The organism is Rhodoferax sp. AJA081-3 (assembly GCF_017798165.1).
Lineage (GTDB): Bacteria > Pseudomonadota > Gammaproteobacteria > Burkholderiales > Burkholderiaceae_C > Allorhodoferax.
This window is the reverse complement of record NZ_CP059068.1, coordinates 1,477,799-1,494,322: the sequence shown is the minus strand read 5'-3', so window position 1 is coordinate 1,494,322 and position 16,524 is coordinate 1,477,799. Positions and strand designations below refer to the sequence as shown.

17 protein-coding genes are annotated in these 16,524 nt (G+C 61.1%); 5 read left to right on the top strand and 12 right to left on the bottom strand.

Annotated elements, in window-relative coordinates; all coding sequences use genetic code 11:
- Positions 1-76: 76 nt before the first annotated feature.
- Positions 77-718 (top strand): TetR family transcriptional regulator, encoded by a 642-nt coding sequence (locus tag HZ993_RS06920; protein WP_209396512.1) that lies wholly within the window; start codon positions 77-79, stop codon positions 716-718.
- Here the strand turns inward: HZ993_RS06920 and HZ993_RS06915 are convergent.
- Together HZ993_RS06915 and HZ993_RS06910 are read right to left on the bottom strand one after the other, a co-directional pair.
- Entirely contained in the window at positions 699-1,082 is a 384-nt protein-coding gene (locus HZ993_RS06915) for a type II toxin-antitoxin system VapC family toxin (RefSeq protein ID WP_209396511.1), read from the bottom strand. The two genes, HZ993_RS06920 and HZ993_RS06915, sit on opposite strands and share 20 nt — an antisense overlap.
- Positions 1,079-1,285, bottom strand: a complete 207-nt coding sequence (locus HZ993_RS06910) for a type II toxin-antitoxin system VapB family antitoxin (protein WP_209396510.1) — start codon at positions 1,283-1,285, stop codon at positions 1,079-1,081. Before HZ993_RS06910 ends, HZ993_RS06915 begins: the two co-directional genes overlap by 4 nt.
- A gap of 276 nt (positions 1,286-1,561) precedes the next feature.
- Between HZ993_RS06910 and HZ993_RS06905 the strand changes: the two genes are divergently transcribed.
- Positions 1,562-1,969 carry a type II toxin-antitoxin system HigA family antitoxin gene (locus HZ993_RS06905; protein ID WP_209396509.1) on the top strand — a complete coding sequence of 136 codons (408 nt, stop codon included), beginning with the start codon at positions 1,562-1,564 and terminating at the stop codon, positions 1,967-1,969.
- Positions 1,970-2,130: 161 nt separating this feature from the next.
- Here HZ993_RS06905 and HZ993_RS06900 read toward each other — a convergent pair whose 3' ends face one another.
- From HZ993_RS06900 to HZ993_RS06885, 4 genes are all read right to left on the bottom strand, one after another.
- Positions 2,131-3,300 carry a glycine-rich domain-containing protein gene (locus HZ993_RS06900; protein WP_209396508.1) on the bottom strand — a complete coding sequence of 390 codons (1,170 nt, stop codon included), beginning with the start codon at positions 3,298-3,300 and terminating at the stop codon, positions 2,131-2,133.
- A 693-nt stretch (positions 3,301-3,993) separates the two neighbouring features.
- Positions 3,994-6,234: a molybdopterin-dependent oxidoreductase gene (locus tag HZ993_RS06895; RefSeq protein WP_209396507.1), complete on the bottom strand. Its 2,241-nt coding sequence runs from the start codon at positions 6,232-6,234 to the stop codon at positions 3,994-3,996.
- A gap of 79 nt (positions 6,235-6,313) precedes the next feature.
- Positions 6,314-7,177, bottom strand: a complete 864-nt coding sequence (locus tag HZ993_RS06890; protein ID WP_245213851.1) for a bile acid:sodium symporter family protein — start codon at positions 7,175-7,177, stop codon at positions 6,314-6,316.
- Positions 7,174-7,707 carry a DUF962 domain-containing protein gene (locus HZ993_RS06885; RefSeq protein ID WP_209396506.1) on the bottom strand — a complete coding sequence of 178 codons (534 nt, stop codon included), beginning with the start codon at positions 7,705-7,707 and terminating at the stop codon, positions 7,174-7,176. The genes HZ993_RS06890 and HZ993_RS06885 overlap by 4 nt, the downstream gene beginning before the upstream one ends.
- A gap of 129 nt (positions 7,708-7,836) precedes the next feature.
- Here HZ993_RS06885 and HZ993_RS06880 point away from each other — a divergent pair, with 129 nt between their 5' ends.
- The gene (locus HZ993_RS06880; protein WP_209396505.1) at positions 7,837-8,541 is read left to right on the top strand and encodes a Crp/Fnr family transcriptional regulator; all 705 of its coding nucleotides are present in this window, start codon (positions 7,837-7,839) and stop codon (positions 8,539-8,541) included.
- A gap of 5 nt (positions 8,542-8,546) precedes the next feature.
- Here HZ993_RS06880 and HZ993_RS06875 read toward each other — a convergent pair whose 3' ends face one another.
- The 4 genes from HZ993_RS06875 to HZ993_RS06860 form a co-directional block, all read right to left on the bottom strand.
- Positions 8,547-9,230, bottom strand: a complete 684-nt coding sequence (locus tag HZ993_RS06875; protein WP_209396504.1) for a hypothetical protein — start codon at positions 9,228-9,230, stop codon at positions 8,547-8,549.
- A 134-nt stretch (positions 9,231-9,364) separates the two neighbouring features.
- Positions 9,365-10,018: a hypothetical protein gene (locus HZ993_RS06870; protein ID WP_209396503.1), complete on the bottom strand. Its 654-nt coding sequence runs from the start codon at positions 10,016-10,018 to the stop codon at positions 9,365-9,367.
- A complete protein-coding gene (locus HZ993_RS06865; RefSeq protein ID WP_209396502.1) occupies positions 10,015-10,479 on the bottom strand; it encodes a pyridoxamine 5'-phosphate oxidase family protein in 465 nt (154 codons plus the stop codon). The genes HZ993_RS06870 and HZ993_RS06865 overlap by 4 nt, the downstream gene beginning before the upstream one ends.
- A 151-nt stretch (positions 10,480-10,630) precedes the next feature.
- Positions 10,631-11,431 (bottom strand): DUF2007 domain-containing protein, encoded by an 801-nt coding sequence (locus HZ993_RS06860; RefSeq protein ID WP_209396501.1) that lies wholly within the window; start codon positions 11,429-11,431, stop codon positions 10,631-10,633.
- 484 nt (positions 11,432-11,915) lie between these two features.
- Between HZ993_RS06860 and HZ993_RS06855 the strand changes: the two genes are divergently transcribed.
- On the top strand, positions 11,916-13,103 hold the full coding sequence (locus HZ993_RS06855) for an FAD-dependent monooxygenase (RefSeq protein ID WP_209396500.1): 1,188 nt from the start codon (positions 11,916-11,918) through the stop codon (positions 13,101-13,103).
- 17 nt (positions 13,104-13,120) lie between these two features.
- Entirely contained in the window at positions 13,121-14,095 is a 975-nt protein-coding gene (locus HZ993_RS06850) for a tripartite tricarboxylate transporter substrate binding protein (protein ID WP_209396499.1), read from the top strand.
- Positions 14,096-14,099: 4 nt separating this feature from the next.
- Here the strand turns inward: HZ993_RS06850 and argF are convergent, their stop codons facing one another.
- Together argF and HZ993_RS06840 are read right to left on the bottom strand one after the other, a co-directional pair.
- A complete protein-coding gene (argF, locus tag HZ993_RS06845) occupies positions 14,100-15,071 on the bottom strand; it encodes an ornithine carbamoyltransferase (protein ID WP_209396498.1) in 972 nt (323 codons plus the stop codon).
- Positions 15,072-15,076: 5 nt separating this feature from the next.
- The gene (locus HZ993_RS06840; RefSeq protein WP_209396497.1) at positions 15,077-16,288 is read right to left on the bottom strand and encodes an aspartate aminotransferase family protein; all 1,212 of its coding nucleotides are present in this window, start codon (positions 16,286-16,288) and stop codon (positions 15,077-15,079) included.
- Between the last annotated feature and the right edge of the window lie 236 nt (positions 16,289-16,524).

Here is a 16,524-nt window from a genome sequence, read left to right as displayed (position 1 = left end):
ATGAATGAATGTAAATTGCGTGCAGAAAGCAATAACCCTGTTGTCAACATAGTCCGATACGCATAACCCGAAACCTATGGCCCGCAGAACCAAAGAAGACGCCCTGATCACCCGCGACCTGATACTGGACGCGGCCGAGCGGGTGTTCCTGCGCCGCGGCGTGGCGCGCACTGCGCTGCAAGAGATTGCCGAAGAGGCGCAGCTCACCCGCGGCGCCATCTACTGGCACTTCCAGAACAAGGCCGATGTGTTTGACGCGATGCTGCAGCGCGTGAAGCTGCCCATGTTGACCCGGCTCAACAGCCAGCCCCAGGCCGAATCCGACAACCCCTTGGCGCACCTGCGCCAGAACGTGGCCGCGGCTTTTAACGAAACCGTGCACAACCTGCAGGTGCGCCGGGTGTTTGAGATAGCCTCACATCGCGTGGAGTACGGCGACGACCTGCAGGCCGTGCGCGAACGGCACATTGCCCACCGTGCGGAGCGCGTGGTGGACCTGGCCCGCGTGCTGGCCCTGGCCCAGGCCAAGGGCCAGGTGCGCCCGCAGCTGGAAACCCATAGCGCCGCCGTGGGCCTGTTCGCCCTGCTGGACGGCCTGATGACCAACTGGCTGTTGCAGCCCGAGGCCTTTGACCTGGAGGTGGTGGGTGCGCAGGCGCTGGATGCGTATCTGGCCGGGCTGGGTGGGGCCGGTACGTTCAGTGGACCGATGGCGTGATGAAGCTGCGCCCAAACCGCACAGCAAGCTCAGCAAGGCGTTTGTCCAGCGTCCACAGCCGTGCGCCGGGTGTAATCAGGGTTGAGGCCAGCAACGAAAAGTCCACCCAGCCGCATCCCAGTCCGTACAACTTTTCACGCTCAATAAACGCTCTGACTTCGTCAACGCTGGCCTGGTTGGCGGCTTGCAACAATTCGATGTCGCCCAAGGTCCTTACGCGAGGCTCTGGCGGGGTGCCGCAGGCCAGTTCACCGACAACCAGGGGGTGGGTGAGGGCCTGATCGAGTTGAATCAATTCCGCCAGCACGCCATTGCGACGGCGGAAATGGTCACACCACACCGAGGTGTCGATCAACACACTCATGGGGTGGTGATATCCGAGCCACGGCGGGGAATGTCCTGCATGTTCGGCAAGGTTCCGCCAAGAGCGGCCAGGCGTTTAGCGGCCTGCACCCGCACGAAAGTCTTCATGGCCTCACGAAAGATTTCCGACTTCTCCATCGTGGGGTCGGCGACTTCCAAAGCCTTTTCGTACAGGGCGTCTTCAATGGTGACGGTGGTTCTCATGCATGCTCCGATTTAAATATTGATGCAATTTCGCATCATTGTTTGCATCATATCGGTTTCAAATGACCACGCGTGGCAACTTTAATATTGCAAAAACTGCGTCATGATGCAGTTTTTACAAGGACATTTGCCAGTGGTGAGGGCCATGGGATCGAGAGTCTCTTGGCATTAGCCCGAGCTGGAACAAATCCCAGCTTCTACCGCCGCGGTGCGGGAGCAGAGATTGACCCACCGCACCCGTTGTTCTACATGCGATTACGACAAAGGAGCATGGAAATGAACCTCTCAGACATCACTGCCCACTGGGTTGCCCTGCACGAGTCACTGGGCTTGGGTGGGCCTGTGCGTGACGAGGCGCACTATGACGAGCTTATGGGCGTGGTCGAAGCCCTGATGGGCGACGCGTACACGCTGGAGAGTGGCCCAATGGGTGGGTTGGTGGACCTGGTGGCAGACCGTATCCGCGAGTACGAGGACCGTGTGCACCCATGGCCCGACACCAGCACCCCCGCGACCCGGCTGGCCTTTTTGATGGAGCAACACGGCCTGCGCCAGAGCGATCTGCCTGAGGTGGGCGCGCAAAGCTTGGTGTCTGCGGTGCTGTCCGGTAAAAGGGACTTGAACTTGCGCCAAGTCCAAGCGTTGGCAAAGCGGTTTGGCGTTCCGATGGATGCTTTGGCTTGAGCTGGATATTGAACTAAACCGTTGCGTATTCCGGCGGTCACGGTCGCTCGGAATACCCAGTAGCCCTCGGCGTAGCGTTTCGGTGGTCAGCGGTTTAACGCCGTAGCGACACTTCGTCGCCTATCACCCAAAACTCCGTTTTGACGCCAAAGATCAAAAACTCAAGCCTTTGCTTCCAGCATCCGAACCTCCAGCGGTAATCTGGCCAATTCAAAGCGTCCAGAAAGCACTCTTACGTTCCAGACCCCTGCTACATCTGCATGGAATTGCAACTCGAATCCCCGCATGACATTGGCGACGGGGCGCATGTATTCGTTTGTGGCAGCAAATGGCATCCGTATAACTTCTTGACCAGACGGGTCCTCTACAACAATGAAGAACATCAGTATGCAGTTGGGTATTGCCTGTCCAAAGGACACCACACAAGTCAGCGCAGATTGCACAGCGACCGGCAACTGAGGCGCAGCCCAGATACTCCAGTTACCTCCGAGAACATACAGAAGGCCGTTCTTTTCCTGAACAAACTCAGCGGTTATTAGGACTGGTACTGTGAGTCCATTCTTTATGTCATCAACACTCACCTCGCGCGAACCTTCTGGGAACTCAAAGTTGGCCCGTGCACCGGTTCCGCCGGCGGCCGTTATGGTGCGCAATATGCGACCGTCTGCGGCAATAACTTTGATGCTGGAGTTTTCACCATCCCTGCCATGTTCCCAGGGAAAAGTGTTGCTAACACCTCCCTTTCCGACAGGGACTTCCATGTATACAGGCCCGTCGGAGTGAAACTCGCTTAGGTCGATCATTGCGAGGACTTGCTCACCGCCGCCGCCGCCATTGCCTCCAACTGCGTCTGGTCCGACCGCTCCGCCACCGCCACCACCCGCACCGGGAGCCAAGTCAGAAGGTAGCCGATAGTCAGCGGGGAAAGCAGATTTCACTAGATCGTGAACACATTGGCGACTATTGGATTCTGAAGTTTCAGGGTCCCTTTTCTCAGGGAAAGGGATACCCTCATAACGGACTCCCCCACCGGGACCACCAATTCCACCGCGAGCGTTTTGGCCAATCGCACCGCCTCCACCTCCACCCGCTCCAGGTGCATTACCTCCAGCACCACCCAGACTGACGGTCGAGTTGTTGAAATTCATGGTTGTAGATGACGATCTCAACGCTTCATCAACCATATCGGGGGTCAAGGCCCAGCCCTGATGCCCCAGTCCGTCGAAATCATCCAACTGGCTTTGCTTCCACTCCTTCAATAGCTTTGGAGGAAAATCAGTAACTCTATTTGGCTGGTCAACTTCCCACGCATGCTCAAGGCAAAGCAGCAAAAGATTGTCAACAGATCGATTTGCATCCTCCGTTTGATTCGCATTCCAGCGAGGGCCACCTTCACTGCGCGCACAGATGTGAGATACGTTTGAGTTGAGAGTTCGGGCACCGGTCTCTGGATCTAACTTATAAAGCGGGCGCTGGCAGCTTGGAGCTGCGCATCGAAACGCGTTCGCGTAAAGCTCCTTGACTGTCCGAGTGGAGGGTAAGCGATGTGTTATTGGCATCTTTTGTGTCCCCCTTGATTGCACCAATTTGACGGCTACTCTGATTCACTGTTGTGTTTGGCATTGGAGCTTTGGAGTGTAAGACCGCTAGCAAGACGTCTGACTTCAGAGCAATCAGCCTTTCCTGTCTAACTGTCTGTGGGATTGACGAGTCGCTGTGACCCAATTGCTTGGCAAGCAATTGCAATTGGGTGTCAGAAAGAAAGGGCACACTGGTCAACACCCGATAGCGCCCACAACCGGTAGTCAATTGCACCCACAACCCGCATCGCAACCCACCACCGCTACCCGCAGAGTTTGGGGTCGGGGTCCGCGCCGATTTGTGGGCGTTTGACACCATGAGGCGCGGGCTCCGGCCCCAAACTCTGCTACCACGCAGACGTCAATGCGCTACTGTTATGATAGCGTATAAGGTAATAAATCCGGGGGATACAGGCCGATTTGACCAATAGCCTCTTCCCGAAATCAGACTACAGCCGCCTGCATCGTAATCGCCACCCCACCCAACACCGCATTCCCCGACAGCGGGTCCCGCAGCTGGTCATCCAGCAGCGCATTCAGGTTCGCCCCCGGCCGTTCAGCCGCCACCCGCATTTGCGCACCCGGCGCGTTGTGGCCCCAGCCGTGGGGCAGGCTGACGACGCCGGGCATCATGTCGGCGGTGATTTGCACCTGAGCCTGAACGTGGCCACCGGCACTGCGGATGTCGGCCAGGGCGCCGTCCTGCAGGCCCAGGCGTTGGGCATCGGTGGGGTGGACCAGCGCAGTGCAGCGGAACGGGCCTTTGGCCAGGATGGGCAGGTTGTGCATCCAGCTGTTGTTGGTGCGCACGTCGCGCCGGCCGATGATGACCAGATCGGGCGCTGGCCCCCGCACATCCTGGGCTGCGCGCTGCAAATCTTGTAGCAACGTGGGCGGTGCCAGCTCCACCTTGCCGCTGGGGGTGCGCAGCATTTCGGGGATGCGGGGCTGCAGCGCGCCCAGGTCAATGCCGCCGTTGGTGTTGGATGCCTGCACCTTGGCCAGCGTCAGGCCGTCGGGTTTGCGGCCCCACTGGTCGCCGTAGGGGCCGCTACGCAACGCCACTTCCAGCGTGCGTTGCGGGCCTTTAATCCCTTTGGTGGCTTCGATGACGGCATTGGCGTGTTCACCAAACATGCGTTGTGCGTCTTCGGCAAACTGGGCGTCGTCCAGCGTATTGGCATCCGCGTTCGCGCCCTTGCCTTGCACGATGGCTGCCAACTTGAGCAGGGTCTGCCATTCCTCGGGTTGGCCGGGCGCGGCTTGCAGCACGGGCGGGCTGTAGCGCGCATGGTTGCGCCAGGAGAGTTGGGGGAAGGCCACGTCGTAGTGGAAGTCTTCCAGCGGTGATTGGCCGGGCAGGATCACGTCCGCATGGCGGGTGGTTTCGTTCAGGTAGATGTCCATGCTGACCATGAAGTCCAGTGTGTCCAGTGCCTTGGCTAAACGCGGGCCATTGGGGCTGGACAATACGGGGTTGGTGGCCACGGTGAACAACACACGCATCTGGCCTTCGCCCGGGGTCTCGATTTCTTCGGCCATACAAGTCATGGGCAGCTCGCCATACACCTCGGGAGCGCCGCTGACACGGGCGTGGTGGCGGCCGGTGCTGACGCCCTTTCCGATGCCGGGCTTGCCAGCCGTGTTGGATGCGAAGGCGGCGGACTTGGCAAACAACACACCACCTTCCTTGTCCAGGTTGCCGGTCAAGGTGTTGAGCACATCCACCAGCCAGCTGGCCAACGTGCCGTACTCTTGTGTGCAGGTGCCGATGCGGGCGTACACGGCGGCGCGTGGGGCGGCGGCCAGCTCGCGGGTCAGTGTGCGGATGGTGTCGGCGCTGATGCCGCAACGGTCGGCTGCGGCCTCGGGAGTGAAGGGCGCTATGGCCTGCTTGACGGCATCCACACCGTTGACCCATTCAGCGACCGTGCCCAGCCTGACCAAGCCCTCGGTAAACAAGGTGTTCACCATGGCGGCCAGCAAAAACACGTCGGAATTGGGGCGGATGAAGTGGTGGGCATCGGCCACGGACGCGGTTTCGGTTTTGCGCGGGTCCACCACCACCAGCTTGCCGCCGCGCGCTTGGAGCGCCTTGGCCTTGCCGCGGAAATCGGGCACGGTCCACATGCTGCCGTTGCTGACCAGAGGGTTGGCGCCCAGCACCAACAGGTAGTCGGTGCGGGTGATGTCGGGCAGGGCGATGGACAACCAGTGGCCAAACATCAGTCCGCTGGACAGCTGCTTGGGCATCTGGTCCAGCGTGGAGGCCGAGAACACATTCTTGGTGCCCAGCGCGCGGGCCAGTTTGCCAAAGTAGGTCAGCAGGCCGATCTTGTGGGCGGACGGGTTGCCGACCACCACACCCGCCGCATTGCGGCCATGCGCGGCCAGGATGGGGGGCAGGCGGCGCTCAATCTCGGCAAAGGCTTCGTCCCAGGTGGCGGGCACATGCACGCCGTTGCGCTTGATCAGCGGCGTACGCAGGCGGTCGGGGTCTTCATGCAGGTCTTTCAGTGCCACGCCCTTGGGGCAGATATAACCGGCGCTGAACACGTCGGCATCGTGCCCGCGGATGCTGATGACCTTGCTGTTCTGGACCTTGATCTCCAGGCCGCAACAGGCCTCGCACAGGGGGCAGATGCGGTGGTGGGTGGTGGTCGTGTCAGTCGTCGTGTCTTGCATGGGGGTCCTCATGGCGCAAAGTGGCGAAAAAGCCATTTACGCATGGGCCCCAAGCCCGTGTCTATAACGCAGGTGACTCTCAACCGCCCTTGCGCCGCAGCACCAGCAGACCAAACAGCGTGGCCGTCAAATACATGCTGACCGAATACAGCGCCGCTGGCAAAGCCAGCTGCAGATTGCCCAGCACCGACAGCGCCACATAAATCGCCAGTGTGGAGTTGTGGATGCCAATCTCAAAACTGATGGCGGTGGACATGGATTTGTTCAGTCCCGCCGCACGCGACAGGTAGTACCCCACCAACAGGCTGATCAGGTTAAACGCCAGCACCAGCGGCCCCAGCGACGCAAACGAGGCCGTCAATGCCGCCCATTCCTTAACAATGGCCAATAGCGCAAACGCCGCCAGCACCAGCGCGCTGAACAGCTTCATGGGGGAGCCCATGCGTTCGCTGAAACCCGGTGCCTTGACCCGCACCACCATGCCAATGATGACGGGCAGCAGGATCACGCCCACCACCTCCAGCACCTTGCCAAACTGCAGCGGTACCACCTGGCCGGATTGCATAAAGGTGGCAATAGCCCAGTTGGCGATCAGCGGCAGGCTGGCGATGGACAACACGGTATTGACGGCGGTGAGCGAAATATTCATCGCCACATTGCCGCCAAACAAGTGGCTGAACAGATTGGCCGACACACCGCCGGGCGACGCGGCCAGCAGCATCAGGCCCACCGCAAACACGGGCTCCATGCCAAACAGCAGGATCAGCCCGTAGGCTGCAGCCGGTAGCACCAGGGTTTGCAAGCCCAGCGCCAGCAGCACCGAGCGCGGGTGCTCGCGCAGGCGTTTGAAATCGTCCAGTGATAAGGACAGGCCCAGGCCAAACATCACCAGCGCCAACGCCAGCAACAGCAGCGTTGGCAGCATCGCGGTGAGGTTGGTCACGCTGCGGCTACCGTTTGATTGCCGCGGTGCTGGGCTTGTTTGCCCAGGCGTGCATCGATGGCGGCCTTGACTTCCAAACGCATTTGGAAGTGGAAAGCTGCCTCGGCCACCAGGAACAGGGGGCCGACGATCAGGCCCGACAGGTCGTCCACAAAGGCCGGTTTTTTGCCCTCGTAGTAGTGGCCCAGAAACTGGAACGCCCAGCCGATGACAAACAGCCCCACCCCGGCGCTGAGCCAGACCGCGGTGCCTTGCGCGGCAAACCAGTAACCGGCCGCAACAGACAAGACCATCAGCAGTGTCATGGTGATGCCAAAACGTATGTCCAGGCGCAGGTAAAACAGGCAGCTCAGCAGGCTCACAATGGCACCCAGCGTCAAGGGCACATCGCCCACCAGCAACAGGGGCCGCGATAGCAGCGTGGCCACCGCCACCACAATCATCGGAATGCCCACAAAGTGGGTGGCGACATTGCGGCTGTCCTGGTGGTAGGCAGCGTACTGGCTCAGGTGGTCGGTCAGGGTTTTCATGGCAGTGGCCTCGGGTAAATGGCGATGCCGTGATCATCTGGCCGATGCATACTGGGTGTCTGTCAAGTACCCGACACAACCCGTTTTGCCAGATTGGGGCTAACCCTGATGCCCATTGCCTGATGCCTGATGCCTGATCTCGCCGCCTACTTGCCGACCCTGCGCGCGGGCCGCTGGTTTGCCCAGTTGCCCGTGGCCTTTTCTACCGCGCTGCTGGATATGGCCAAACTGCGCCAGTTGCAGACGGGTGATGCGCTGTTTTTGCGCGGTGGCCCGCCCTGTGGCCTGTATGCGCTGGTGCGTGGGTCCATCCGCATATCGGGTCTGGTCGATGCGCGCCACGATACACGCGAGGCATTGTTGATACTGTTGACGCCCCCCACCTGGTTTGCCGAGATTTCGGTGTTTGACGGATCCACCCGCACCCACGACGCCCACGCCGCCGAGCCCAGCACGCTGCTGCAGGTGCCACATGAGGCCTTGCAGGCCTGGCTGCAGGCCCACCCGGAGTACTGGCGCGACCTGGCCTTACTGATGGCCGACAAGCTGCGCATGGCCTTTATCAATATGGAAGAGCAGGCGGTGCTGCCTGCGGCGGTGCGTGTGATGCGCCGCCTGGTGCAGATGGCCCAGGGTTATGGTCAGGGCGCGGACGAAGGCAGCTCGCGCCGGGCGCTGGCCATCACCCAGGAGCAGTTGGCGCTGATGATTGGAGTGTCGCGCCAGACGACCAACCAGATACTCAATGACCTCAAAGCCCGTGACCTGATCCGCGTGCACCGCGGTGCGCTGGAGATTGTGGACCTGGCCGCGCTGCGCGAGCTCTGTTTGTAAAGCTGTTATGGCTCGCGTGACACGCGGATCTGCATCAGCCGCCGCCCGTCACTGCTGCCGGCGCTGCTGTAGCTGCCCGCCCGAGCCGGTTTGCCGCTGCTGGCAATGGTGACCCACCGGTTCAGCGGGGCGCTGACCGTGCTGGTGTAGCGCTGGCGCTGGGTGGCGGGCAGGTCTGCGCTGGTGCGCTCATCCACGGCGGAGGACTGCACCTCAATCTCAATCTTGACTGGTAGCTTGCCACCCGGCCACTGGGGCTTGACTGTGAGGCTTTGGCCCGATTCCATCCACGTTACCGCCTGCGTCACCCCACCGGAATTGCTGCTGGCCGAGGTGCCCGCTGCGCTGAGCGTGGCGCTTTGTGATTCGATCTTTTGCACCCACTGCATGGGCATGGACTGGTTGATCTGCAGGCTGGCCTTTTCGCCATTGCGCACCCGCACCTGCTGCGGCGCAAAGTCCACCGCGCGGTTGGCGGTGCCCACGGTGTAGGCGCCGCCGCTGGCCTCAGGGTTGTCTTGGTCTTCTTCGCCTTCTTTGACCTGGCGCAGTTCTACGGTCAGGTCCAGCAGCGCCTGGCGCACGACGACAGTCTTGAGCTTCTCGGCCGCAGTGGCCATGGGTGGCAGACACAGCAGCGCCAGGGCGCAGAGCGTGAGAGCGTGGGCAATAGAGGGGATGCGTGGCATGGACGGATTCTGCGCCGTGCCTGCAGCTTCAAACCGTCAAAAAGCCCGTCTAGGGTTAGTCTTATATGAAGAATTGGCCTGTAGCCCCCGTCGGCTATATAGCTGTCGCTACAAAAATAGGAGTAAATGAGAGCCTAGTCGGTGCATTCTTCCGGCTCCGAACTCCGCCAAGGGATACGACCTGCTGCTTCGCTAAATGGGTCAATACTCGCTGCCCGCGGGCGCTGCATCATCACGCAGGTGTTGCCACGGCGAAAGCGGATGCGATCGTTGTCAACACGCTCTTCCGTCCACGGCCCGGTCTCGGCTGCTGCGCTGGCAATTTGCCGCTCCACGGTTTTGGGCAAGCGCCCCCGGAACGGAGACTGCTCTGCAAAGCTGCGGGGTGCGTTGGAGAGTATGTCTTTGCGCGACAGGTTCAGGTTGAGTGCGGGGTGTGACGTTGCAGGTGCCTCGACGGGCCCACTGGCTTCCACTGGCAGGGTGGCGCCGTTGGACGCAGGCGCGGTTGCAAGGTCTGTTGCGTGGGTGGGGTCTGCCGGTTTGTTGGCGTCGCGTGGGCGCGTGGCGTCCGTCGGGTCTTGTTGGATGGGTGGTCGGCGCGGCTGCTCTGTAGCAGGCTTTGCAGGCTCGGGCAACCAGACGGAAATGGACGGAAGCCGTGCGCTGGTCCGTACCAGGCGCATGTTGTGCTGCCCCACAGTCCACCATGCCAAAAAACCAGCCAGATGCAAACCCAATACCACCAGGCCCACGCTGGCCTGGCTTGAACGCCGTCGTACGTTCATGGTGCGGGTCGAACCCCGTACGCATGCATGGCAGACGCGATCTGGGACTCTTCGGTCGTTTCCTCGGGATACAGCCGATAACTGGGGGCGAGAATGGGTTCGATCGACAGGACCTTGACCACCAGCACACTGTGTATCGTAAAACGTGTTCCGGCCTTGGCCTGCAGCGGGCCTACCCAATGCGCGTAGTCGCTGGCGTGGCGCCCAATGTTGTGGGCCGTGCCAACGATCTTGAAACCCTTTTGCACAAAGATATCAACGAAGCTGACACACACACTGGGGTTGGACAACACGTTGCGCACACTGTTGGGTGAGGCGATGTTGGCGATGACCAGGTGCTCGGCATCGAAGGGTGCAAAGACCTCTTTCGGGGAGACATTGGGTTGCCCCGCTTCGCTGACCGTGGCGAACCAGCAGAGCATGCTGCGTTCCATGGCGGCGTGAACTTCGGGTGTAAGCATGTTTTGGTCTTGTTTTTTCCGGTTGTTGTTAAAGAGCGGTGCGCCTACGAAACGTATCAAGTGGGAAGCGTAAACCACGCTGCTGCGACGATGATGGCCAAGAGGACGAATCCAAGCAAAGTGATAGCTGGCACAACAAAGCCATGCAACACTATTTGGATGGGGCCATGTCTTCGGTTTGGGTAACTTCCCCACTGACTGAGTAGGTCAGGCGTTTGTCTAACTTGCCATCCCGGTTGGAATCAACTTCGGAGAAGGCAACCCGTCCAATGTGGAAGTGCTCCACGCGCAGTGGCAGACCGGTCTTTGGGTTGAGGTACTTTGTCGTAACAAGCACCCCGCTTTTGAAATAGGAATGCATGTCTGGAAATCCATCGGCATCCGTATCGATTTCACTGGTTTCCACATTGCCGAAGCGGAAGCGATACCTGGATTCGAACTTGCCATTAAAGTCATCGTCGCCCTCCGCTGACTCGATGTGCCCGCGCTGATCGTAGTGAAGGAGATAGTCGATTTTGCCATCCAGGTTTCGGTCCATCTGGGACCCGACGGGTGCACCACTTGGTGAAAACGTCCACTGCTCGTCGAGGATGCCATCCCGGTCGTGGTCAATGCCATTGACGGACACCGGTGATCGCAGAAAGGCATAGGTCCCCGCAGCGCCGATGAGCACTCCCATCAAAGCAGCGACTAATCGGCCAGATGATTTCCGCGCGGCAAGTGGGGTTGGCTGGGCCACAGGCTCTGCGGCTTCCCAGCGTTTAATAATCGCTCGGCCATTTTCGTAGTCGGCTTCGTCAACGACTAGGCGAACAAGCCCGGATGCGGGCAACCCGCCCATTGCGCCTTGCAGGAATGCGCCGTCAAGCCTTGCGGATACTCCCTCCTGCCGGAGGAGGTCCTGCAGCATATGGCCTTCAACAGCACTCGATGCTTCGTACAGTGTTTTCATGAATGTATTCGTGGATGTGGTGGTCATCAGACATCGTTGTCGCTTGTAGCTGACCGCGCCTGCCTCTCATCGTCCAACTGATCTTCGTCCCGCAAAAGCTCTGAGTTGGTAGAAAATCCGCCACCCATGAATCCAATAATGATTGCCAGGAATGTCCAACCTATCACGGCCCCTCCTGCAGCAGAGCAAAGAATAAAGATTAGGGAACGGCTAACGGGCCACTCCTGAAAATGAGGCCCGCTAACCAAAATTCCAGTCAAGAGACCTATCGCAACGCCGCCCATTAGCCCATAAGTCCTGTATTGGCGGGTTATCTGTTCGGACAGTTTATGTTTCATTGGTGCGCCCTTCGGATTGGTTCGACGGCGTGCTGCTGTGTGTTGGTATACGGGTACGTAGCGGGAACCACTCTTGAGCGCCGCACTATAGCCCAGCTCGTCGGCTCGAACCCGCATTTGCCGTGCGCAGCGATGACAATACAGCCATGCAAGAAGACGACCAACAGATTCTGATCGCCGGTGGCGGTATTGGTGGCCTGGCCGCTGCGCTGGCCTGCTCGCGTGCCGGTTGGGCCGTGCAACTGGTGGAGCGCGCGCCAGCGTTTGGCGAGGTGGGGGCGGGCATACAGATGGGGCCCAACGTGGTGCGGGTGTTGCAGGGCTGGGGGCTGGAGCAGGCGTTGAAGCAGGTAGCGGCTTTTCCGGATGTGTTGCGTGTGCGCTCGGCGGCTAACGCTGACGAGCTTGGAAGCCTGCGCTTGGGCGAACGCACACGCGCACTGTACGGTGCGCCCTATGCCACCATCCACCGCGCCGACCTGCACCGTGTATTGCTCAGTGCAGTGGTGCAGCAGGGCAGCACGGCCTTGCATGTGGGCCAGCGTCTGGAGTCCTTTGTCGATACAGGCAGCGGGGTGCAGGCGCAGACCGCAGACGGATTGCAACTGCAGGGTCAGGCGCTGGTGGGTGCCGACGGCTTGTGGAGCAGCGTGCGCCAGCAACTGCTGCATGATGCACCACCGCGCGTGACGGGGCACCTGGCCTACCGCGCGATGGTTCCGCAGAGCGATCTGCCGGCGGCCCTGCGCGGCCAGGAGGTCACCGTCTGGTTGGGTCCCAAGCTGCATGTGGTGCAGTACCCCGTGCGCGGTGGTGAATGGCTCAATGTGGTGGCCATTGTGGAAGGTGCGGTGGCCGACGGTGGCGACGTGCAGGACTGGGACCACGCCACCCACACCCGCGATTTGCAAACCGCATTGGGCAACACCTGCCGCCCGTTACAGGACTTGGTGGCCGCGATCCAGACCTGGCGTTTGTGGGCCTTGTGTGATCGCACTCCTATGGCCGGTGCACATGAGCAGGCGCAAGGCCGCGTGGCACTGTTGGGTGATGCAGCCCACCCCATGCGGCCCTATATGGCGCAGGGCGCGGGCATGGCCCTGGAGGATGCGGCTTGCCTGCAGCGTGTGTTGGCCGAGAGCGGCTTGCCCATGGCACAACGGCTTCAACATTACGCACAGCAGCGTTGGCAACGCAATGCGCGCGTGCAGGCCCGCTCTATCCGCAACGGGCGGATTTTTCATGCCACGGGCCTGGTGCGCTGGGGGCGCGATGTGTCCATGCGCCTGCTGGGCGAACGCCTGCTGGATGTGCCCTGGCTCTACCGCGGATAACGAGGAAACAGACCGATATGACGATAGTGCGACGTACATTCCTGGCGCTGGGCGGTCTGGCCGCGGCGCAGGCTTCGGGCGCAGTGGCCACGCCGCCGCCCTGGCCCAGCAAACCTATCCGCCTGGTGGTGGGTTTCCCTGGTGGCTCCAGCCCGGACCTGACCGCGCGGGCCTTGGCCGAGCCCCTGTCCAAGGCGCTGGGCCAGCCGGTGGTGGTGGACAACCGGCCCGGCGCCAGCGGCAATATTGCGGCCGACCTGGTTGCCAAGGCGACCGATGGCCACACGCTGGGTCTGATGATCAACGGCAACCTCACCATTGCCAAGCTGCTCAACCCCAAGACGCCCTACGACCCGTTCAAGGATTTGCAGCCCGTGTCGCTGGTGGCCACGGCACCGCTGGTGCTGGCGGTGCCGGCCAGTTATGCAGGTACGCCCCAAGAGTTTGTTCGCACAGGTTTGCAGGCCGGCAATACCTGGAGCTACGGCACACCCGGTCAAGGCACGGTGGCGCATCTGGGCATGGAGTTGCTGAAGGCCAAGACAGGCATAAGCCCGGTGCATGTGCCATACCCTGGTAACCCGCAGGTGGTCAATGCCATGCTGGGCGGCCAGATCCAACTGGCGCTCTTGCCACCGGGGCTGGCCATGCCGCAGGTGCAAGCCGGTCGCCTGAAGGCCATCGCGGTCACATCGGCCGGGCGCAGCACCCTGGTGCCAGAGTTGCCCAGCCTGGCCGAGCTGGGCATACAAGGTGTGGACCTGGAAGTGTGGAATGCCTTGGCAGTGCCGGCCGCAACGCCAGCCGCTGTGGTCAACAAACTGGCGGTGCTGGTCAGTGCAATCGTGCGCAGCCCCGAGATGCGCCAGCGCCTGTTTGCCCAAGGCTGGCAGGTGGTGGGTTCGTCGCCTGAGGGCTTGGCCAACCGCATGCGCCAGGATGCGTCGCTGCTGGCGGGCGTGATTACCCGCCAGGGCATCCGCAACGAATAGGATTTCAGGCCTGGCGGCCCAGCAGCAGGTATTCCATCAGCGCTTTTTGCACGTGCATGCGGTTTTCGGCTTCGTCCCACACCACGGATTGCGGGCCATCAATCACATCCGCATCCACCTCTTCGCCGCGGTGGGCGGGCAGGCAGTGCATGAATAACGCGTCGGGTTTGGCGGCGGCCATCATCTCGGCATTCACACACCAGGCGGCAAAGGCCTTGCGGCGGGTTTCGTTCTCGGCCTCAAAGCCCATGCTGGTCCACACATCGGTGGTGACCAGGTCGGCATCTTTGCAGGCTTCCAGCGGATTGCTATAAACTCTGTAGCTACCAGAGCCCATTCCACGGGGGGTGACGGCCACTTTTTCATCTAACTCATAACCGCTGGGTGTGCTCACCCGCAGGTGGAAGCCCAGGATGGCGGCGGCCTGCAGCCAGGTGTTGGCCATGTTGTTGCCGTCACCCACCCAGACCACGGTCTTTCCTGCAATCGGGCCGCGGTGCTCGATGTAGGTGAAGATGTCGGCCAGGATCTGGCAGGGGTGGAATTCATTGGTCAGGCCGTTGATGACCGGCACGCGCGAGTGGGCGGCAAAACGCTCCAGCTTGGTCTGCTCAAAGGTGCGAATCATCACGATGTCGGTCATGCGGCTGATGACCTTGGCGCTGTCTTCAATCGGCTCGGCGCGGCCCAGCTGGCTGTCGCCCGTGGTCAGGTGCACCACGCTGCCGCCCAGCTGGTACATGCCGGCCTCAAAGCTCACACGGGTGCGGGTGGAGGCCTTCTCAAAAATCATGGCCAGCGTGCGGTCTACCAGCGAGTGGTGGCGCACAAAGGTCTTGAACTTGTGTTTGATAAAGGCCGCGCGCTCCAGCAGGTACACGTACTCTTCGGTGGTGAAGTCGGTGAACTGCAAGTAGTGCCGCACGGGCGGCGCACCTTGGGGCAGCGTGCTGGGTATGCCTTTGAGCGGGTTCATGGCGTTTATTCTTTCAACAATGCAGAGATCAGGGGGCACAGGATAGCCGCGATCTGATCGGCCTCGGCCGTGGTCAGTATCAGCGAAGGCACCAGGCGCACCACGGTATCGGCGGTTACGCTGATCAGCAGGCCGGCATCCACTGCGCGCTGGGTCAAGGCGCCGCACGGCTTGATCAGGTCAATACCCAGCATCAGGCCCTGGCCGCGAATTTCCTTCACCGTACCACTGGCCAGCTCGGCCGCCAGGCCTTTCTCCAGAGCGGCTTTCAGGTGTTCCCCCACGGTAGCGGCATTGGCCAGCAGGTTCTCTTCTTCCATGGTGCGGATGGTGGTGACACCGGCGCGCATGGCCAGTGGGTTGCCGCCAAAGGTGCTGCCGTGGTTGCCGGGCGCAAATATGGTGGCCGCCTTGGGGCCCACTACCACCGCGCCCACCGGCACACCCGACCCCAGGCCCTTGGCCAGCGGCATCACATCAGGCTTGATACCCGCCCACTGGTGGGCAAACCACTTGCCGGTGCGGCCCATTCCGCATTGCACCTCGTCGATCATCAACAGCCAGTCGCGCTCATCGCACAGGGCGCGCACATCACGCAGGTAGTCCATGTGCATGGGGTTGACGCCGCCTTCACCCTGGATGGCTTCAAAAAACACGGCCACCACATTGGGGTTGTTGGCCGTGGCGGCTATCAGTTGTTCGATGTTGTTGGCCGGCACGCGGATAAATCCTTCCACCAGTGGGCCAAATCCGGCCTGCACCTTGGGGTTGCCGGTGGCGCTGAGTGTGGCAATCGAGCGGCCGTGGAAGGCCTTCTCGTACACCACGATCTCGGGGCGATCAATACCCTTGTCGTGGCCAAACTTGCGCGCCAGCTTCAGCGCCGCTTCGTTGGCTTCCAGGCCGGTGGAGCAGAAGAACACATTGGTCATGCCCGAGCGCTCCACCAGCAGGCTGGCCAGCTCTTCCTGCAGCGGCACGTGGTAGTAGTTGGAGGTGTGGATCAGTTTGGTCACCTGGTCCTGCAGCGCGGCCACCAGCTTGGGGTGGTTGTGGCCCAGCGTGTTGACGGCAATGCCACCCAGGCCATCCAGGTACTCGCGGCCGTTCACATCCCACACGCGGCAGCCCTGGCCATGGCTCAAGGCAATGGGCAGGCGGCCGTAGGTGTTCATCACGTGGGGTGAAGAGGGCGTGGTGGGAACAGCAGCGGTCATGTGGAAACTCCAGGGTTGTCGTCGTGAAACAGGTCGGTGGAAAGGGATTCTAGGCGCTGCACTGCAGCACTTATTTGACAAATTGGCATCACTGTGATGTTGGGCGGCGCGCACCGGGCGCGCGCTCTGCTGGGCGCGATGGGCCTACTCGGGCACGTAATTTGCTGGGTGTGTCAGCAATGTGTAGCCCTGTGTCAGATAAAATCGCCGCGCGTCGCAACGCATTTTTGGGTGTT